The sequence below is a fragment of the Longimycelium tulufanense genome (genome assembly GCF_014645795.1).
GTDB classification, from domain to species: domain Bacteria; phylum Actinomycetota; class Actinomycetes; order Mycobacteriales; family Pseudonocardiaceae; genus Longimycelium; species Longimycelium tulufanense.
This window is the reverse complement of the sequence record NZ_BMMK01000003.1, coordinates 168615-187551: the sequence shown is the minus strand read 5'-3', so window position 1 is coordinate 187551 and position 18937 is coordinate 168615. Positions and strand designations below refer to the sequence as shown.

Annotated in this window: 18 protein-coding genes; 12 read left to right on the top strand and 6 right to left on the bottom strand. The window is 71.5% G+C overall.

Annotated features, from left to right (window positions below; all coding sequences use genetic code 11):
- Positions 1-19: 19 nt before the first annotated feature.
- Positions 20-916 carry a hypothetical protein gene (locus tag IEY55_RS05545; protein WP_189054610.1) on the top strand — a complete coding sequence of 299 codons (897 nt, stop codon included), beginning with the start codon at positions 20-22 and terminating at the stop codon, positions 914-916.
- Positions 917-934: 18 nt separating this feature from the next.
- Here IEY55_RS05545 and IEY55_RS05540 read toward each other — a convergent pair whose 3' ends face one another.
- Positions 935-1963, bottom strand: a complete 1029-nt coding sequence (locus IEY55_RS05540; RefSeq protein ID WP_189054608.1) for a neutral zinc metallopeptidase — start codon at positions 1961-1963, stop codon at positions 935-937.
- 416 nt (positions 1964-2379) lie between these two features.
- Complete coding sequence (locus IEY55_RS32495) at positions 2380-3318, bottom strand: neutral zinc metallopeptidase (RefSeq protein WP_189054606.1); 939 nt, start codon at positions 3316-3318, stop codon at positions 2380-2382.
- Positions 3319-3419: 101 nt separating this feature from the next.
- Between IEY55_RS32495 and IEY55_RS05530 the strand changes: the two genes are divergently transcribed.
- Both IEY55_RS05530 and IEY55_RS05525 read left to right on the top strand, forming a co-directional pair.
- Positions 3420-3773 (top strand): hypothetical protein, encoded by a 354-nt coding sequence (locus IEY55_RS05530; RefSeq protein ID WP_189054605.1) that lies wholly within the window; start codon positions 3420-3422, stop codon positions 3771-3773.
- A 568-nt stretch (positions 3774-4341) separates the two neighbouring features.
- Positions 4342-6048: a DUF2207 family protein gene (locus tag IEY55_RS05525; RefSeq protein WP_189054603.1), complete on the top strand. Its 1707-nt coding sequence runs from the start codon at positions 4342-4344 to the stop codon at positions 6046-6048.
- Between the two features lie 239 nt (positions 6049-6287).
- Here the strand turns inward: IEY55_RS05525 and IEY55_RS05520 are convergent, their stop codons facing one another.
- The gene (locus tag IEY55_RS05520) at positions 6288-6443 is read right to left on the bottom strand and encodes a hypothetical protein (RefSeq protein WP_189054601.1); all 156 of its coding nucleotides are present in this window, start codon (positions 6441-6443) and stop codon (positions 6288-6290) included.
- Positions 6444-6504: 61 nt separating this feature from the next.
- Here IEY55_RS05520 and IEY55_RS05515 point away from each other — a divergent pair, with 61 nt between their 5' ends.
- From IEY55_RS05515 to IEY55_RS05475, 9 genes are all read left to right on the top strand, one after another.
- A complete protein-coding gene (locus tag IEY55_RS05515; RefSeq protein ID WP_189054599.1) occupies positions 6505-7788 on the top strand; it encodes a M16 family metallopeptidase in 1284 nt (427 codons plus the stop codon).
- Positions 7785-9173, top strand: a complete 1389-nt coding sequence (locus IEY55_RS05510; protein ID WP_189054597.1) for a M16 family metallopeptidase — start codon at positions 7785-7787, stop codon at positions 9171-9173. The genes IEY55_RS05515 and IEY55_RS05510 overlap by 4 nt, the downstream gene beginning before the upstream one ends.
- Before the next feature lie 29 nt (positions 9174-9202).
- A complete protein-coding gene (gene nudC / locus IEY55_RS05505; protein WP_229686078.1) occupies positions 9203-10144 on the top strand; it encodes an NAD(+) diphosphatase in 942 nt (313 codons plus the stop codon).
- A 477-nt stretch (positions 10145-10621) separates the two neighbouring features.
- A complete protein-coding gene (locus tag IEY55_RS05500) occupies positions 10622-12739 on the top strand; it encodes an ATP-dependent DNA helicase UvrD2 (RefSeq protein WP_189054595.1) in 2118 nt (705 codons plus the stop codon).
- A gap of 103 nt (positions 12740-12842) precedes the next feature.
- Positions 12843-13055, top strand: a complete 213-nt coding sequence (locus IEY55_RS05495; RefSeq protein WP_189054593.1) for a hypothetical protein — start codon at positions 12843-12845, stop codon at positions 13053-13055.
- A gap of 161 nt (positions 13056-13216) precedes the next feature.
- Positions 13217-13633: a WhiB family transcriptional regulator gene (locus IEY55_RS05490; protein WP_189054591.1), complete on the top strand. Its 417-nt coding sequence runs from the start codon at positions 13217-13219 to the stop codon at positions 13631-13633.
- The gene (locus tag IEY55_RS05485) at positions 13630-13857 is read left to right on the top strand and encodes a hypothetical protein (protein WP_189054881.1); all 228 of its coding nucleotides are present in this window, start codon (positions 13630-13632) and stop codon (positions 13855-13857) included. Before IEY55_RS05490 ends, IEY55_RS05485 begins: the two co-directional genes overlap by 4 nt.
- 618 nt (positions 13858-14475) lie before the next feature.
- Positions 14476-15360, top strand: coding sequence for a class I SAM-dependent methyltransferase (locus IEY55_RS05480; protein ID WP_189054589.1), 885 nt, complete (start codon positions 14476-14478; stop codon positions 15358-15360).
- 26 nt (positions 15361-15386) lie between these two features.
- Complete coding sequence (locus IEY55_RS05475; RefSeq protein WP_189054879.1) at positions 15387-15569, top strand: hypothetical protein; 183 nt, start codon at positions 15387-15389, stop codon at positions 15567-15569.
- 92 nt (positions 15570-15661) lie between these two features.
- Here the strand turns inward: IEY55_RS05475 and IEY55_RS05470 are convergent, their stop codons facing one another.
- The 3 genes from IEY55_RS05470 to IEY55_RS05460 all read right to left on the bottom strand — a co-directional run bounded on the left by IEY55_RS05470 (position 15662) and on the right by IEY55_RS05460 (position 18708).
- Complete coding sequence (locus tag IEY55_RS05470) at positions 15662-16978, bottom strand: ABC1 kinase family protein (protein ID WP_189054587.1); 1317 nt, start codon at positions 16976-16978, stop codon at positions 15662-15664.
- A gap of 355 nt (positions 16979-17333) precedes the next feature.
- The gene (locus tag IEY55_RS05465; RefSeq protein WP_189054585.1) at positions 17334-18401 is read right to left on the bottom strand and encodes a TOMM precursor leader peptide-binding protein; all 1068 of its coding nucleotides are present in this window, start codon (positions 18399-18401) and stop codon (positions 17334-17336) included.
- Between the two features lie 145 nt (positions 18402-18546).
- Complete coding sequence (locus IEY55_RS05460) at positions 18547-18708, bottom strand: DUF5679 domain-containing protein (RefSeq protein ID WP_189054583.1); 162 nt, start codon at positions 18706-18708, stop codon at positions 18547-18549.
- Between the last annotated feature and the right edge of the window lie 229 nt (positions 18709-18937).

The window sequence follows — 18937 nt, the reverse complement described above, 5'->3', positions numbered from 1 at the left end:
ATCTGCCACGATCTGGGCCGTGTCGGTGCACAGACCGGTCCGATGGCTGCTGGTCCTGCTGGTCCTCGGGGCAGTGGGGGTCGGCGCGGCGGTCGCGGTCTGGTGGCGTGCTGCCGGCCCGGAGGCCGGAAGCGGGGCGGAACACCGGCTCGCCGCGACCGTGGTGAACCCGGCCTCCTGCGGCTCGCCCAACGCCCTGGACGTCGTCGAGGTACAGATCGACGGGCAGGCCCGGCAGGCCACGCTCGACGGGTGCGGCCACCGCAAGGGAGAGGTCCTGGAGGTCGAGGTCATCGGCACCCCTGGCGCCGGGCGGCTCCGCGCCCAGATCGCCGGCACCGGCACCACGGACAGCGGCCCCGCCCTGCGCAACCGGCTCGGCGTCGTGCTGCTTACCGTCGCGGCCGTCTCCGGCGCGCTCCTCGGGCTCCTCGTGGTGCGGATGCCGGCGACCCGCCCGACCCCGGCTCGCCGTCGTGCCCGTGGTGCCGGCCCCCGCGCGGCGAGCCGCCCGTCGGGTGGTGGTTCAGCGAGCAGCTCACGGAGTGGTTCAGGGAGCCCGGCGAAACGGACGCGGCAGCGGCGTCCAGCGCCACGTCAGTCGCCACCGGTTTCGGAACGGTTCGTCTCGGAAGGGCGGCACGCATCGGGCGAGCAGAAGCGCCACCGGATGCCCGAACAGCAACGCGGGCGCAATGACGGTGGTCCGACCGGGCGCCGGCCTCCGTCCATACGCCGTTTTCCGTCGACCGGAAACCCACCGCCGACCAACGGAACCCCATGGCCGGGTACGGCATCGCCGCCGGCACGCGGTGGTGAACCGGCGTGGCCCACGCAGCCCCCCGCGCGCAACGAACCCTCGTGGCCTCCGGCCCACGGCCCAGACCCGCCCTGGCCTCCGGGACCGCCGCGCTGAGCGACGCTGCGCGGTGCGTCAGGCCACGTCCGGCGGTGCGGAAATCCAGGTGTTGCACGCGGCGGTGCTGCTCGCCTGGAAGCCGCGATGCGCCCACAGCCGGTTCAGTTCGGGCTTGCCGTGGTCCCGGGGCCGCTGCGCCCCCGGCCAGTCGCCCCGGTTGCTGAAGTCCTCCAAGGCCTCGTCCACGACGGTGCGGTTCACCGCCCCCCGACCGGCGGCCGCGGCCAGGAACATCGCGCCGAAGCAGGTCGCCTGAAGTTCCGCGCGCCGCGACACCTCCAGCCCCGCCGGGGTGTCGTGGCCCACCTCGTACCCGCGGTCGTAGGCCGCACGCAGGATGCCGCTCGCCTCCTGGACGTGGTGGCCGTACTCGTGCGCCAGCACGGCCAGGTATCGGCCCGGTCGGTTGCCCATGCGCTCCAGTTCCGCGTAGTACCGGGCCGTCATGTAGATGACGCCGTCGCAGTAGAGGGCGGTGTCCTTCTGCCCCCGGTTTCCGCACGGCGTGCTCACTGTTCCGGTGATCGTGCGCAACTCGATCGGGGGGAGGGGCAGGTTCGCCCCCTTGAGCACCGGCGCCCACGCCGCCCGCAGGCAGGGCAATGCCGCCCGGTAGAAGGCATCCTGGCCGGCCGGGTCGGACCGGAAGCGGGGTAGGTCGCAACTGATGGGAGCGGGCTTGAGCCCGCGGGAGTGCAACGGGTTGTCCTCGGTGCGATACACCGGGGTCGGGTCGGACGTCACGCCCTCGGGTGGCGTGATGTCCGGGGCTGTCGCGCTCGTGGTGGCTGGGTGGCTCGGTCCGGCGAGGGTGGGCAGCGGCGTGTACCGGGAATAGTGGTCGTACCCGGGTTCGGCCACGCGCTGAGCCGCACCGCTCGTTCCGATGAACCCGATGAAGGTGACGGTGAGCAGGGTGGCGACGACCAGCATGACCGCCACCGGAACACTGCCCTTCGGGCGGTCGGTTGCCGGTCTGGCACGGGGGAAGCCGGTGGGCGGGGGTTGGCGTACCGCCTGGAAACGGACGGTCGGCAGGTCCATCAACGGGTGATAGCCCGTCGTCTCCACCGGTGGTGCCACGCGCGGTGGCGGCAGTGGGGGAGCGGGTACCGGTGGCCGCTGGGTGGTGCGGACCGGAGCACGGGGCGTGGCGGGCCGGCCGCGATGCCGGGCGAGCGACCACGACGGCGTCGACGGGAACCGGGGTGCGGGCGGCGTCCCCGACTCCCCCTGTGGTCCGGCTCGCACCGGAACCGGCTGGGTGGGGAGGCTGTCGGGATTGGCAAGGGGCGGGACAGTGGTGGCGGCTCGCTGGGGCCCGGAGCCGTGCGGCACCCTCGGCGTCATCAGAGGCATTTCCCCTTGGTCCTCGACTGACCTGCCCGAGCATAGAGAGATCGGGCGCCCGCGGAAGAGCAGGGGAACCCCAGCCTGCCCAGGCCACCAGGTCGGGCTGCTCAGGCCACCGAGTCGGGTGATGCGCTCCAGGTGTTGCACTGGGCGGTGCGGTTCTTCTCCGCGCCGTGCTGGAACCATACCCCGTTGTTCTGCGGATGCCCGTGATCCCGTGGCCGCCCATTGTGATCCCCGCGCTGGTAGTTGTCGCGCAGCGCGGCGTCGTACAGGCCACGGCCGACCGAGCCGTTGCCGACAAGGCCCGCGTAGACCATGCCCCCGAAGCACGTCGCCTGCAGCTCGGTCCGCCGGGAGTTCTCCAGGCCGGCCACGCTCTCCTCCCCGACGTCGTAGCGGATGCTCCACGCGGCCTGCATGATCCCGCTCAGCTCCTGGACGTGGTGGCCGTACTCATGGGCGAGGACCCCGAGGAAGACCGCGGGCTGCTCCATCCGTAGGCCCTCGACCTTCGTGAAGTACTGCGGCGGCATGTAAATGTTGCCGCGGCAGTAGTACGCGTTGTCGGTGGCGGCGCGGTTGCCGCAGGGGGAGCTGTGGCGACCCGTCGGGGTGTAGACACGGGGCGGCTCGGTGGGCAGACCCGCGGCCGAGAGAACCGGCGCCCAGGCTCGTGCCATGCAGTTCACGGCGGCCTCGTAGTAGGCCTGCTGCCCGGCGGGGGAGGCGTTCCACCGGGGAAGGGAGCACTGGGTCTTCGGCACGCCGAGGCCGTTGGCCATCAGCGGGTTGTCGGCGAGCTTGGGAACGGGCCGTGGTTTCGGGGGTTCCCGACGGGTGGCGGGGGTGCGCTGGCCCGCGGTCGGCGTGGCTCGGGGGGACGTACGTTCCGCCGTGGTCGGGATGGCGGCGACTGTGGTGCCGGTGGCGGACGTTGTGGTGGTTGTGGTGGAGAAGGTCGGGTAGTTCTCGTAGCCGGGCTCGGCCGTGCGGTAGCTCGAGCCGGTTGACGTGACGATGCCGACGAGCGCGACCCCGAGCACCGCCGCGACGACCAGTCCGATCGCGACCAGCGGCCCGGCTGCGGACTTCCGTTGTGGGGGAAAAGGAGTGGGGTGGCAGCCCGGACGCGTCCAGTACGGGGATGTCGGGTGAAGTGCTCTGGGCCGAGGGGCCCGAGCCGGATGCGGTGCCGGCATCGCTGGGGCCGGCGGCAAAGGGGTACCCGGGGGAGCGCCGGAGTGGGCCGCCCGTGGTGGTGGTAGCGGAGTCAGGGGAGGGGGAAATGGTGGCCCTGCGGGTCTCGGATGTCCCGTGGGAGCTGGAGTCCCGGTCCTTGGTGGCGTCGGCACCGCAGCGGGGCGGGTCGGTGCCGTGGTCGGCGGAGCGGACGCCGGCGCACTGGTCGATGGTGGTGCCGTCGGCTGGTGCGCGGTCGGGTGGGTCGGTGTCGAGTGACTGCCGGGAACCGGTGCACCCGTCGCCGGCGGCGTTATGAGCCGGTCCGCGGTGCGAGGGATCGGTGGTGCGGTGGGTGTCGGGTGGCCGGTGGGAACTGGCGCACCGGTCGCCGGTTGCGTTGGTGGTGCGGTGGTGGGGGCCGTTGGCGTGGGTTGGTCGGCGGGAACTGGTGTACCGGTCGGTGGTGGTGTCGTTGGCCGGTCCGCGGTGCGGTGGGGCGTTGGTCTGGCCGGTGCCGACTGACTGCCGGGAGCTGACGCGCGGGTCGCCGATCGTGTCGCTGGCTGGTGCGCGGTGGGATGTGCGGGTGGTGCGGCGGGCGGATGCCCGAGTGGGCGGGCCAGGGGCGGTGGTGCGACCGGGCGTGGTGGCGGCCAGGAGCCTGGTGGTGGCTGCGTCATACCTGAATCCCCCTCAAAGCTCCGCCGCCGTGACCGGTCCCGGCACGGTTACGGATGACCAGCCCGCCAGCCGACCAGCCCGCGGCAAACAACCCCTGCCACACATATAAGGGGCGGCCTGCCGAGACACGTCACCGGACCCGGTAGCGGCGTGATCTCCCAACTGCCCGCCAAGCATAGGAACACTTCGTTATATTCCGCGGCGTGTTGGCGAAATGGGGGGCGACCGCTGCGGCGGTGTTCGTCACCGCGACCGGGTTCCTCGGCTCTCCGCCCCCACCACCGTCCCCCGGCCCCGCGGAGCCGAGCCCGACCACCGCGCTCCCCGGCGGCGTCGCGGTGGACGTCAAGCTCCGACTGGAGCGGGACGGCCGGCTGACCGTCACCGAGAAGGTTGTTGTCCCGGAAGGGAAACAGGTGACCCGCCGGGTCCCGTTGCGCCAGGCCGTCGGCGACGACCTCGAACGCGTCTACTCCGTCGACACGAGATCCTTCGAGGGACCGGACGGCGGGATCAGCGCCGGCCCCGACACCCTGGCCGCCGAGATGGGGCCGGGAACCTCCACCCTGAAGTACACGGTGGACGGTGTTGCCGCCGATGTTGGCGAGGGACAGGAAGCCCGGTGGCAGGTGACCGGAGGCTGGGACACCGACATCGACACGGTCACCATCTCCTTCGTCTCACCCACCCCGCCGCGCTCGGTCACCTGCCTTGCCGGCGCGGTCGGCTCGACCACCGGCTGCGACGTCTCACAGATCACTGACGGTCACATCGTGCGTGCGCAGGAGATCGGGCTCAAGGCCGGCCACCGGCTCGACCTCGCCGTCGGCATGGAGCCCGGCACGGTCCCGGCCACCGCACGCTTCGAGAAGACCTTCAGCCTGGCTGGCGCGTTCGCCCTCACACCGGCCACCGGGGCGGGTCTGGGCGGGCTGACCCTGTTCCTCGTCGGTGGGGTCGCGCTGCTCTGGTGGGCGCGCGGGCGCGACACGCGTGCCCTGGCCAGCGACGTCGGCCCGGTCACCGTCCTGGTCACCGACGCCGGGGGACGGGTGGGCTTCGCCTCGCCCGACGGTGTCCTGCCCGGGCAGGTCGGCACCGTGGTCGATGAGCATGTCGACGTCGTTGACGTGGCCGCCACCGTCGTCGACCTCGCGGTGCGCAACTACCTGTGGATCGAGGAGGTGCCCGGGCCGAGCCCGGACTGGCGCATCGTTCGCCGCAACCCGCCCGACGAACACCTCCGCGCCTACGAGCGCGCTGTCTATGAAGCACTGCTGCCCAGCATCGGTCCGGGCGGGCGTGACCACGTGCGGGTGTCCGAACTGGGCGGCGCCGGGCTGGACCTCACCGCCGTGCGCGACCACCTGTACCGCGACGTGGTCGCCTCGCGCTGGTTCCAGCACCGTCCCGACAACGAGCGGAGCCGCTGGTGGTGGATCGGCCTGGGAGTGGGCCTCGCCGGGGTGGTGCTCACCGTCGTCCTGACCCTCACCACCCACCTCGCGTTGCTCGGGCTCGCCGTCCTGGTCGGCGGGTCGGCGCTCGTGATCGGCTCCCGGTGGATGCCCGCCCGCACCCGCCGTGGCAGCGCCCTGATCGAGCAGGTGCGCGGGCTGCGCGAGTACCTGCGGTCGGCAACACCCGACACGGTCCCGGTGGCCGACCGCGAGATGGTGTTCTCCCGGTCGCTGCCCTACGCCGTGGTGCTCGGCGAGGCCGACCACTGGCTGCAGACCTTCGCGGTGCTCGATCCCGGCGCCGATGGGACCCCGGGCCTGTACTGGTACGGCGGAGCAGATGACGGCGACCTGCGGCGTTTCGCCCAGCGGTTCCCGGCGTTCCTGGCGGCATTGGACGGCGCGCTCGCCGAGGCCGACCACCTGCGCTCCCTGCGGGCGTCGACCTGACCCCTCGACGTGACCTGAGACGGTGACCGGAGGCGTCAATCCGATCCACGCTGCGGAAACCTGATCGCGCGGAGGGAAAGTCCAAGGCAGACCCGACCGAGCTCGCTGCTGCCAGCGAGCCGCGCGCCGCGATCGGCGGCACACATCGAGGCGCACTCGCCAGGCATGTCCTGAGCGCGTCCAGCCGGCGATGCGCACACTGCCTGCGACATATGCCGGCCTGGACTCGCAACCGCTGGTCAGCATTCGGTGACCTCGCGCCACGCCTCCGCACGCAGCAGTGTCCGGATCTTCCGACACGCCGTCGACCGCTCCGGCCGCCGCGTCCTCGGCCAGACCGGCGAGGGTTGCCGCGCCCGGTTGACGTCACCACCGGGGCCACGGTCCGTCGTCACCCGACCGCGGATGGTCCGATCCTCGGACCTGACCGTCCGTGACGCACGTAGGCTGGCGGACATGGCCGCACCCCAGCTGCACAGGTTCACGCTGCCCAACGGGCTGCGCGTCGTGCTCGCACCGGACCACAGCGCCCCGGTGATCGCCGTCAGCGTGCACTACGACGTGGGCTTCCGGTCCGAGCCGGAGGGCCGAACCGGCTTCGCCCACCTGTTCGAGCACCTGATGTTCCAGGGCAGCGAGAGCCTGGAGAAGCTGGCCCACTTCCGGCACGTGCAGGGCTCCGGCGGCACCTTCAACGGCTCCACCCACCCCGACTACACCGACTACTTCGAGGTGCTGCCCTCCGCGGCGCTCGAGCGGGCGCTGTTCCTGGAGGCCGACCGCATGCGGGCGCCCCGCATCACCGAGGAGAACCTCCGCAACCAGGTAGACGTGGTCAAGGAGGAGATCCGGCTCAACGTGCTGAACCGGCCCTACGGCGGGTTCCCCTGGATCCACCTCCCACCGGTGCTCTACCGGACGTTCGCCAACGCCCACAACGGCTACGGCGACTTCACCGACCTCGAGCAGGCCACCGTCGACGACTGTGCGGCCTTCTTCGACACCTACTACTCGCCGGGCAACGCCGTGCTCACCGTCGCCGGCGACCTGGACGTGGCCACCACGACCGAGCTGGTGCACCGGCACTTCGGCGACGTCCCCGCCCGCGGTACCCCACCCCGCCCGTCGTTCGCCGAGCCACCGCCGGCCGGCGAACAGCGCGCCGAGCACCTCGACCCGCACGCCCCGCTGCCCGCGCTCGCGGTCGGCTACCGGCTGCCCGACCCGGTCGCCGAGCTGGACGCCTACCTCGCGAACGTGGTGCTGGCCGCGGTGCTCACCGACGGCCACTCCTCGCGACTGGAGCAGCGCCTGGTGCACCGGGAGGCTCTGGTCACCGACGTGTCCGCCGGCTGCGGCCTGTTCAGCGCGCTGGACGCCCGCGACCCGGACACCTTCACCGTCACCGCCATCCACCCGCCCGAGGCCCACCCGGACCGGGTGCTGGCCGTGCTCGACGAGGAGCTGGATCGACTGGCCGGGGAGGGCCCGGACGCCGACGAACTCGGCCGGGTGACCGCCCGCTGGGTCGCCGGCCTGCACCACGACCACGACCGGCTGGTCTCCCGCACCCTCGCCTATGGCGCGATGGAGCTGCTGCACGGCCGGGCCGAGATCGTCGGGGAGCTGCCGCGGCGCATCTCCGCCATCACGCCCGCCGACGTCGCCGCGGCCGCCAAGGCGCTGCGCCCCGACTCGCGCGCGGTGCTGACCGTCGTCCCCAACGGAGGAAGCCAGTGACTGCGACCACCACCCCGGCGACCCCGCCGCACCGCAGCGCCGAGGAGATCGGCCGCACCGTGCGCGGGCCCCGCCCGCTGCCCCCGCTCGGGGAACAGCGCACGGTCGCCGAGCCACTGACCGTCGACACCCTCCTGCCGAACGGGCTGCGGGTCATTGCGGTGCGTCGCCCCGCCGTGCCCTTGGTCGAGATGCGGATGCGGATCCCGTTCGCGGGGGAGTCGGCCACGCACGCCGCCCGCGCGGAGCTGCTCGCCTCCACCCTCCTGTGCGGCACCGGGCGACGCACCCGCATGCAGGTCGACACCGATCTCGCGCGGGTCGGCGGTGAACTGGACGCCGCCGTGGACCCGGAGCGGCTCAGCCTCAGCGGCAGCGCCCTGGCCGACGGCCTGGACGTGCTGCTTGACGTGCTCGCCGATGTCCTCGCCGGTGCCGCCTACCCCGACGACGAGGTGCGGCGCGAGCGGGAACGGCTGCTGGAGCGGATCACGGTCGCCCGGTCCCAGCCCCGGGTGATTGCGCGTGAGGCGCTGCAGCGCCACCGCTACGGCGACCACCCGTTCACGCGGGAGATCCCGGAACCGGAGGATGTTGCCGCGGTTTCGGTCGAGGACGTGCGCGCCATGCACGCGGACGCCGTGGTTCCCCGCGGATCCGTGCTGGTGCTGGTCGGCGACATCGACCCGACGCGCGCGATCGACGCGGTGATTGGCGCCCTGTCCGGTTGGCAGTCGGAGCGTGCCGCTACCGAGCTACCCTCGCTGCCCGAGGTGAGCGGCGGTGACCTGCTGCTGGTGCCGCGGCCCGGTGCCGTGCAGTCCCAGATCCGGCTCTCCACGCAGGTGGTTCCGCGCACCGACCCGGCCTACCCGGCGTTGCAGCTGGCGAACCTGGTGTTCGGTGGCTTCTTCTCCTCGCGCCTGGTGGAGAACATCCGCGAGGACAAGGGCTACACCTACAGCGCGCACAGCTCGCCGGAGTTCACTCCTGGTGCGGCGACCCTGCTGCTGGACGCGGACACCGCCAGCGAGGTGACCGCGCCGGCGCTGCTGGAGATCCGCTACGAGCTCGGTCGGATGGCGGTCACCCCGCCGGCCGAAGCCGAGGTGGAGTCGGCCCGCCGGTTCGCGGTCGGGGCGCTGCTGACCTCCACCGCATCCCAGGCCGGGCTCGCCTCGATGCTGCTCACCCTGGCCGGGGTCGGGCTCGGCCCGGACTGGCTGCGGGACCACCCCGGCCGGCTGGAGCGGGTCACGGTGGCCGAGGTCGCCGAGGCCGCGCGGCGTTTCTTCGCGCCGACCCGCTGGACCGGCGTGGTCGTGGGCGACGCCGACCGGCTCTCGGCTCCGCTCGCCGCGCTGGGTGGTGTGCGCCTGCCGTGAGAATCACGGGAGGAAGAAGCTGCTCGACGGTGAACGGTGCCCGCGCCGGCGAGCCTTTCCAGCTCGCCGGCGCCCCGGCGTTGTCCCGCTCCACGGTGGCCCGCGACGAGGTGTTGCGGGACGACACCGAGCGGCTACAGCGGGAGTGGCCCACCGGTCGCCTGCTGCGGATCGACCACCATGGCCGGGCCCGGATGGCGGGTGACCACGGCGAGCTGGCCCTGACCTACTCCGGGACCGCCGAGTTCGGTCCCGAGCCCGTGGAGCACGCCGTGTTGTTGGGGGAGCAGGACGGCACCTGCTACTGGGCCGTTCGCGTGGAATCGCCGGACGACGATGGCGGGGACTGGGCTGACCTGCGCATTGCCGGCGCCCTTCTCAATGACACCGATGCGGGGCTGATGACCTCTGCGGTGGCGCTCCTCAACTGGCACGACGCGGCCGGATTCTGTGCCGTGTGCGGCACCCCGACGCACCGGGAGAAGGCCGGGTGGGCCCGGCAGTGCCCCGGGTGCGGCCGGGAGGAATACCCGCGCACCGATCCGGCAGTGATCTGCCTGGTGCACGACGAGGAAGGTGTCAACGGGGAGCACGTGCTGCTCGCCCGGCAGCCGGTCTGGCCGCCGGAACGGTACTCGATCCTGGCCGGCTTCGTGGAGGCGGGGGAGTCGCTGGAGGCGTGCGTGGTGCGGGAGATCGCCGAGGAGGTGGGCCTGACCGTGCACGGTGTGCGTTACCTGGCCAGCCAGCCCTGGCCGTTTCCACGATCCCTGATGCTCGGTTTCACCGCGGTCGCCTCGCGGCACGCGCCACTTCGCCTGGCCGACGGGGAGATCGAGGACGCCCGATGGGTGCATCGGGACGAGGTTCGTGCGGTACTCCGTGAAGGCGGCCGGGTGCCTGGCGTTCGCGTGCCGGGCATGTCGTCGATCGCGGGGAAGATCGTGGCCGCCTGGGCGCAGGCGGGCTGACCGCACGACACGCACAAGACCAGAGCACGGCACGCACATCTCGGCTGCAGTTCGCGCGCTTCTCGCGCTCAATGTCCGCACATCTCGAGTGCACGAGAGGTGCATGTCAGAACCTGCCGCACGCGTGGGGCGGTTCATTGACATGAACCAGCCGGGGCTGCCCAGACTTGGGTGCTGGAAGAAGGCGCTGTTCGGGGTGCCCGACCGTGCCCATCGGGCACAGAAACCGTGCACCTCGCCTACGCCCGTTGGTGTCCTTGGCGTTGTCGAAACGGCACCAGCACCTGTTCCCGGTGGCGCCAGCACATGTTTTCCGCGGCGCGAGCATGTGTTTTCGGTGGCGCGCGGTGTCCGCCACGGTTCCGTTCGAGGTCATGATCGAGGTCCGAATGCTGTTCCACGACGTCAACATGGCGTAGCGACGTGACATCCGATGGCCCGTGGGGTGCGGTAGCGCCGCGCAGGGCGGGTGCGAGGATGGCGGGCATGGACACCGGGCAAGGGCTGCTGGAGGGACTTGATCCGGAGCAGCGGGCCGCGGTGGTCGCCCCGCGCGGCCCCGTGTGTGTCCTCGCGGGCGCCGGTACCGGCAAGACCCGCACCATCACCCGCCGCATCGCGTACCTGGCACATCGCGGGCATGTCGCTCCCAGCCAGGTGCTGGCTGTGACCTTCACGGCGCGTGCCGCGGGTGAGATGCGTACGCGACTACGTGCGCTGGGCGTGCACGGTGTCCAGGCACGCACCTTCCACGCCGCCGCTCTTCGCCAGCTCCGTTACTTCTGGCCACGTGTCGTCGACGACGAGCAGTGGCAGCTGGTGGAGCACAAGCTGCGCGTGGTCGGCCAGGCCGCCCATCGTGTCGGTGCCCCGACGAACGCCGAAGCCTTGCGTGACCTCGCCGGTGAGATCGAGTGGGCCAAGGCGTCCCTGGTGACACCTGACGACTACCCGGCGGTGACCGCAAAGGTGCATCGCGAGACGCCGCTGCCCGCAGAACAGGTCGTCCAGGTCTACGCCACCTACGAGCAGCTGAAGAACCGGGCCAGGACGCTGGACTTCGACGACCTGCTGCTGCACACCGCCGCAGCGCTCGAGGAGCACACCGACGTCGCCACGGAGTTCCGCGACCGCTACCGCTGCTTCGTGGTCGACGAATATCAGGACGTCACGCCGCTACAGCAGCGTGTGCTCGACGCATGGCTGGGTAATCGCGACGACCTGACTGTGGTGGGCGACGCCAACCAGACGATCTACACCTTCGCCGGTGCCTCACCCCGCTGGCTGCTCGACTTCCCCCGGCGCTTCCCCGAGGCCACCGTCGTACGCCTGGAACGCGACTACCGGTCGACCCCCCAGGTGGTGGAGCTGGCCAACAAGGTGATCGGTGCCGCCCACGGCCGCCCGGCGGGTTCCCGGCTGAAGCTGGTCGGACAGCGCCCCGGCGGGGCGGAACCCGAGTTCGCCGAGCACGATGACGAGCCCGCCGAGGCCGCCGCCGTCGCTGCTCGCATCAAGGACCTGCTGGGAGCTGGCGTCCCTGCCAGTGAGATCGCGGTGCTGTTCCGCGTCAACGCCCAGTCCGAGGTCTACGAGCAGGCATTGTCCGACCTGGGCATCCCGTACCAGGTGCGCGGCGGTGAGCGCTTCTTCGTTCGCCCCGAGGTGCGGCAGGCGATGCAGGCTCTGCGTGCCGCCGCCGGCACCCCGCCGGAAGGCACGCTCGCCGAGCAGGTCCGAACCGTTCTTGCTCCGCTCGGCCTCAGCACCGAGCGCCCGCCCGGCGGCGCCATGCGCGAGCGGTGGGAGTCGCTGCACGCCTTGGTCGAACTCGCCGAGGAACTGGCGAGCACGCTGGAGGACATGGACCTGCCCCGCTTCGGCCACGAACTGGACATCCGCGCCGAGGCCCAGCACCCACCCACCGTTGAGGGCGTCACCCTCGCCTCGCTGCATGCCGCCAAGGGCCTGGAGTGGGACGTGGTGTTCCTGGTCGGGCTCGTTGACGGCACGTTGCCGATCCAGCACGCCGACGGCGACGACGAGGCGGTCGAGGAAGAGCGCCGGCTGCTCTACGTCGGCGTCACTCGCGCCCGGGAACACCTCTTCCTGTCCTGGGCGCTCTCCCGCTCGCCCGGCGGGCGTCGGCATCGGCGACGCAGCCGCTTCCTCTACCACCTGATCCCGGACAACCACCCCGCGGCGCTCCCCACCAGGCGGCAGCGGGACGGTGCGCTGCTGTCCAAGAACAGCCTTCGGAACCAGGCCAAACGCCAGTGTCGGGTATGTGGTGGACCACTCGTGGGCACGATGGCGGTCAAGCTCGGCCGATGCGACCACTGCCCGTCCAACGTGGACGAGGAACTCCTGCTCCGGCTCAAGGAGTGGCGCAGCGAGCGGGCCCGGCAGCTGAAGGTGCCCGCCTACGTGGTGTTCACCGACGCCACGCTCACCGCGATCGCCGAGCAACGCCCGGCCGACCAGGCCGGCCTGGTGGCCATCCCCGGGATCGGTGCGGCCAAGCTCGATCGCTACGGCGCCGACGTGATCGCCCTGGTCAACGGAAGTTCCTCACCAGATCCTGAGGGAATGTAGAAAAAGATGTTGCCGGCGCCGCGCTCCTGCCAATAACCTGCAGGGGCCGGGTGCGAGCCCGACGGGACGACGACCGACTACCGGATGAAGGAGGTGGCCCGAGATGGAGCTGATTACGACGGCAGCGACCCCTGGCCACCGGTTGTCCGGGGGTTTCGGCGCGCGCGCCGATCAGCAGCTGGGTAAGTCGGGCGTGGAGTATGTCCGCCGCCAGGTCCGGTGGGCCGTGATCGCCCAGCCGCTGATGCTCGCCACCGACGTCCCGAACGCAACCTTCCGCGCTCGCTCGTTCGCGCCGCTCGAGAGAAGTCCCTGACAGATCAGGACAGGCTCACGAAGGCCGCGGACCGCGAAGTCGGATCCGCGGCCTTCGTGTTTCTCCGGCCAAGGAGATCCAGCACCACCTTGAAAACCCGAGATGCACACCGAGATGCAGATCGACCCGTAGTACCGCACGACAGAACGGAGGAGCCGTTCATGTTCACCGCCACCGTCCCGCTGGCCGGCGGGGCGTTGCCCGTCGCACCGACCGTCGGGGGCTCCACGGTCGGCGTCGCCGAGCTGGCGACGGCCGCACCTGCGGAGGAGCTCGCCCTGCCCTGCCGGGTCAACGACCCGGACCTGTGGTTCGCCGAGGCTCCGGCCCAGCTGGAGCAGGCCAAGCAGCTGTGCGCCAGCTGCCCGGTCAAGGCGCGGTGCCTGGCCGGTGCCCTGGCCCGGCGCGAGCCGTGGGGCGTCTGGGGCGGCGAGATCTTCGAGCGCGGCAACGTGATCGCGCGCAAGCGGCCGCGCGGCCGTCCCCGCAAGGAGGACCGCGCCCGGGAGCTGGCCGAGCAGCGGACCGCTCCGGAGCTGCCCAAGCAGAACCGCCGCAGCGAGGAGGCCGCCGCATGACCGCGCAGCTGACGCTCGCCCGCACACCCGAACAACAGATCTTCCTGGGGACCAACGCCATGCTCATCCATGAAGCCCTTGCCAGAACCCGAATGTATGAGGACCACGCTGCCGCCAGCCAGGAGCGCCTGGCGCGGCAGCTGCTCCGGACCCAGCGATGGCGCTGGCTGGCGCGGTATGCCGACAGGCGGGCCAACCGCGCCGCCACCGGGCTCTGTCGCTGACAAACCGAACGCTGCCGGCGTCGCCCTTCCCGGGGCGGCGCCGGCAGTGCCGGCTTCGGGACGATTCTGAGACTGTGTTGGGATAGTCCCAATCGGGCCCGGTGTGACCGGTCGATCGTGGGCTCCTCAGCCCCGCCGCCGAACGCCGACCCCGTCTGTCGCGGCTGATCACTGTTCGAACGCTTTCCCAACACGTTGCTGGGAACGCGCCTGGGAATTCCGGTGATAGCCGCCGTTCGTGACTGGGGTACGGATCATTCGCACCTCGTGCCTCGAGCCGCTGCCCGCCCGGAGATGCACACCTACGCCCCGACACTCCTTAGCACCACCCGCCCCGATCTACGAGCGCAACGGCGCGGTCCGCCCGCGATACCCTTACTTGCCCTGTGGCGACCGGTCCGCACGAAACTGGAACATCCCGCCCCATCAGGGCGTTGCGGCGTTCCCCAGAACCGAAGTTCAGGGCACCATAAAAGTCCTTTCCCGGTCGGACCAGCAATTGTCGCCATCCAGCTGATCTTGGGCAGATGTTGCAGGCGGCCGAATTGCCGTGACCAAGAGCACCGGTTCCGCAAGTCCATTTTCACAGTGCCGGCTCATTGACGTACCGTCCATCGGGTGACAACGCACGGACACGGGCACGGCCACGACGGAATCGACTGGGCGGAGAAGCTCGGTGATCTGAGCCGCCATGACGCACTTGCCACGGCGAGCTACCAGGAGATCGCCCGCAGCGTTGTGACCGCATCCACCCGCACCGTCATCGACGTCGGACCCGGTGCGGGCGGGATGAGCCTCGAACTCGCCCGTCAGCTGGCCGACCACGGCGGCGGAACGCTCGTCCTGGTCGACATGACCCCGGAGGTGCTCGACCACAGCGTCGCCCTGGTCCGCGGCCAGCTGGGCGGGCAGGTCGAGGTACGACCGGTCAAGGCGGACGTTGCCGACCCGAGGGCGTTCACCGACATCCCCGCCGGAGACCTCGTCTGGGCGTCCCACGTGGTACACCACCTGCCCGACCAGCAGCTCGCCGTGCGCCGTCTTGCTGCCCTGCTCACCCCGGGCGGCCGACTGGCGCTCGCCGAGGGCGGGCTGGAGGCCCGCACCCTGCCGTGGGACGTGGGCATCGGGGCGCCCGGCCTGGAGCACCGGCTGTGTGCGACGCGCGGTGAGTGGTTCCGTGAGCTGCGGGACACGATGCCGGATGCGGTGCGCCTCCCGGTCGGCTGGACGCGCGCGCTCGCCGCGGCCGGGCTGGTGGACGTCACCTCGTTCACCACCCTCGTCGACCACCCTGCCCCAGCGTCCGCGCAGGTCCGCGAGGCCGTGGTCGATCGCCTACGGTGGCTGCTCGAGATCACCGCGGACCGGCTGGGCGCCGACGACCTGGAGGCGGTCCACGCACTCCTCGACACCACGAGCCCGCACTTCGCGGGTGCCCGGGACGACATCTACTGGTTGGCCGCGGACACCGTCCACCTGGGGACCGCGCCGACCGGCTGATCGGGCCGCGGCGTATCGTCGCGATCGTGACCAACCGGACGGTCGCCGTCTGTCTGCGATGCGGAGCCCGGCGAGACACCGAGGACTCCCTGACCGCACTCACCTGGGTCGCCGAGCGTTCCGGGGAACAGACCCGCTGGCTGTGCCCCGACTGCGCGCGGCGACACGTGCGGGACATCGAGGGGAAGCTACCGACCGACTGGTGGTGAGCCGCTCAGCTCGCTACCCGCGTCGTGGAGCAACGTCTCCCGATCGTTTCCGCGGTGCTGGCCAGAACCCGTGGCCCCGTTTGGGAGCACGGCTATTCGTCACCGGCGAAACCCGGTTGCCACTCCGTCACGATCGCCCGCGCCGGCACCTCGGCATCGAGCTGGCACATGATCCCGATGGCGCCAAACGTCACCCGGTGGATGAGCAGGTACTGCGGTGGCAGGTTCAGCGAGCGGCCGGTGCGGAAGTCGTCGCTCTGCAGGTCGCCGATCCGCTCGGCCTGGGACTGCAGCCAGCGGCGGGTGAAGTGGAACCGCTCCGGACGTAGTGGCTCCACGAACGGCGCGAGGTAGTCCAGGACCTCGTCGGCGTCGAGCTCCGTGCCCGGCCGCACGAAGTGCTCGTTGCGCAACAACTCGAGCAGCTCCGCTGAACGCCGCTCCAACGCCAGGCGTGTCATCACGCCCAGCGTCGGGGGCAGGCCGTCGGGAAGCCGGGCCACCGCGCCGTAGTCGATGACACACATCCGGCCGTCCGGGAGGATCATGAAGTTGCCCGGGTGCGGGTCGGCGTGCAGCAGGCCGACCCGCGCCGGTGAAGAGAAATGGAACTCCGCGAGTCGCCGGCCCGCCGCGTCGCGCTCCTCCCGGCTGCCTTCCCGAATGATCCGGGACAGCGGGTCGCCGCTGACCCACTCGGTCACCATCACCTTCGGCGCGCTCGCGACCACCTTGGGCACGCGCACCCGCGAGTCGCCGTCGAAAGCGGCGGCGAACGCCCGCTGGTTGTCAGCCTCGCTGCGGTAGTCGAGCTCCTCTGCCATCCGGTCCCGGAGTTCGTTGAGCAGCGGCTTGACCTCGGTTCCTGGCACCAGCGCCTGGAACAGGCGGCTGAACCGCTGCAGCTGGCGCAGGTCGGCCAGCAACGCCTCGTCCGCGCCCGGGTACTGCACCTTCACCGCGACCTCGCGGCCGTCGTGCCACACCGCGCGGTGCACCTGGCCGATGCTGGCCGCCGCGGCCGGCTCGTCGTCGAACTCGGCGAACCGGCGGGCCCAGCTCCGGCCCAGCTGCTCGGCCAGCACGCGGTGCACGGTACGTGCGGCCAGCGGGGGAGCGGCGGACTGCAGCCGGGTCAACGCCTCGCGGTAGGGGGCGGCGAGCTCGTCGGGCACCGCGGCCTCGAACACGCTCAGGGCCTGCCCGAACTTCATCGCGCCACCCTTGAGCTGGCCGAGCACCGCGAAGACCTGCTCCGCGGTCCGGGCGGACACCTCCGCGGACACTTCCTCCGCGCTGCGGCCGGCCAACCGCTTGCCCCACCCGGCCGCGACCCGCCCGGCCACGCCCAGCGGCAGACTGGCGAGCTTGGCGGTGCGCTGGACGGTTCGACGCGGGATGTCGGTCACGCGGCGATTCTCCCTTGGGCGAGCCTGCGAACGCAGTGGAATGCCAGTCACCGGAATACTGCGTAGCCAACCTACAGGCCACTGGTGAAGTGATCATCCACCGTCCGGCCGAACCACCCCGGCCCAGCCCTGCCCAGGGGACTAATCCGGGGTCCGGCCCCGAGGCCGGGAGCCGGGCCGCGAACGGCGCTCGGGAGGGCCCTGGGGCGTGGGTTCGGAGTCGGTCTCCCCTCCCCGCCCCCTCCCCCCACCCCCCACCCCGCCCTCCCCATTCCCTACCCCTTAACCCTCTTTCCCCCTATCCCGTTCCCTGTTTGGTTTTGGCCCGTTCTCTTGGTGGGTTTGAGCTGGCTTGTCAGTGTTTGCGTTTGTCGCGACGGCATGGACAGGAGGGGTGCGGCGGCCAGGTGCGGCGGAGGATTGTTCCGCGCACCGGATCGAGCTCGAGCGTGCCGTTGTAGGTCGGTGGTGGCTTGGTGTCGGTGTCTGGCCAGCCCAGGATCAGTAAGGCTTGCGCGACGGCCAGGCCGGTGGTCATGAGGGTGCTGGCGATGTCCGCGTGCTGGGTGTGGCCGGCGAGTTGGGCGGCCATCGTGGGCCAGCCGCGGTCGCGGTCCGCCCGGTGGAGGTCGGCGCAGCGGAGGCAGCTCGAGCGACCGGGGAGGACCACCGGACCCACCATCCCTGTGCCGTCGCGGACGCGAACCGCGAGGTGTGGGTGACCGTCTCGGGTGAGGCGGCTGACCCGTGTCGGATCCGGGACGACCGCGTCCGCCAGGATCGTCAGGTCCGGTCCGTGTTGTGGTGGTGTGCGGCTGGCCAGGACGTCTGGCGCGGCGCGTGACACCGCGTCCATGGCGGCCTCGTCCCTGGCTCGGCCCACGTCGGCGTCGCGGTAGCCGGTTCCGGTGTCCTCCGGCCGGACGGCTCCGGTGGTCAGGACGTGGACGCGGCCGATTCCGGCGGTGGCGAGCGCGGTGGCCACCGCGACGGTGAGCCGGCCGTTGCCCTGTACGACGACCGCGGTGTCGGCGCGGTCGGTGATCGCGCCGCGGGCCGGGCGGCCCGTGCCCAGGCTCCAGCCGACCAGCTCCGGTGCCAGGTGCGGGGACAGCGCCCACTCCCCGGGCCCGGGTGGTGGCGTGGCGTCCTCCAGCAGGCCGCGCCCGGCCAGTAGGGCGAGCAGCTCGGTGATCTCGCCGGTGGTGTCGTCCGCGGTCAGCTCCTCAACGGTGTGGTGGCCGTCGAGGTCGCGCAGGAGCCGGGCTTGGGGCGCGGTGAGGCCCTGCACGACCGCGGCGCGGGCCGGGTCGATGCCGAGCTGTGCGGTTGCCGGGGAACGCCAGAGGACCGCCAGCCCCGGTAGTAGTCGGGGCCGTCGTGGCAGGTCCTCGCGGGTGTCTGGGGGTGTCGTCGTGATCATGTTTTGCAGCGTGCCAGCGATCGTCACGCAGCGAAAATGACCATCCACAGGCTGTTGTGGTTATCCACAGGGCGTGGAAGTGGGGTTGACAGGAGGCGGGGCGGTCCTCCGTTGAGGACCGCCCCGCAGGTGGCTCGAGGCCGCGTCAAGACGCCTTGCCCAGGATCCGGGTCATGTTCGTGCCGCACTGGGGACACACGCCCTTGGCCATCCTGCGGCCGTTCTTCTCCTGGACCGTTCCTTCGAAGTCGCGCTTGGCACGGCACTTGACGCAGTAGCCGTTGTACGTCGTCGTGGTTTGCGCCACGGCTGCCTCCCTTGACCAGTTGACCCCGGCCCGGAGCCGGGGTGTTGAGCACGATCGCCCGTCGCGCTCGGGGACCTGACCAGGCGTCCTGGTGCACCCCGGAGCCGGCGGCTCCACCCCCACTCGTCGGGTTCCCACTCCGTCACGCCCGCCGTGGCCCTCGGGTGGAATCCACTCCGTACCAGCGCCGGGACCCACGCCAGGCCGCCATGCCGGTCACGCTACCCGC

Coding starts and splice junctions, on each gene's coding strand:
- IEY55_RS05540 (WP_189054608.1), bottom strand. CDS start 1,963: ATGGACCTGCCGACCGTCCGTTTCCAGGCGGTACGCCAACCCCCGCCC.
- IEY55_RS05530 (WP_189054605.1), top strand. CDS start 3,420: ATGTCGGGTGAAGTGCTCTGGGCCGAGGGGCCCGAGCCGGATGCGGTG.
- IEY55_RS05515 (WP_189054599.1), top strand. CDS start 6,505: ATGGCCGCACCCCAGCTGCACAGGTTCACGCTGCCCAACGGGCTGCGC.
- IEY55_RS05500 (WP_189054595.1), top strand. CDS start 10,622: ATGGCGGGCATGGACACCGGGCAAGGGCTGCTGGAGGGACTTGATCCG.
- IEY55_RS05495 (WP_189054593.1), top strand. CDS start 12,843: ATGGAGCTGATTACGACGGCAGCGACCCCTGGCCACCGGTTGTCCGGG.
- IEY55_RS05490 (WP_189054591.1), top strand. CDS start 13,217: ATGTTCACCGCCACCGTCCCGCTGGCCGGCGGGGCGTTGCCCGTCGCA.
- IEY55_RS05485 (WP_189054881.1), top strand. CDS start 13,630: ATGACCGCGCAGCTGACGCTCGCCCGCACACCCGAACAACAGATCTTC.
- IEY55_RS05465 (WP_189054585.1), bottom strand. CDS start 18,401: ATGATCACGACGACACCCCCAGACACCCGCGAGGACCTGCCACGACGG.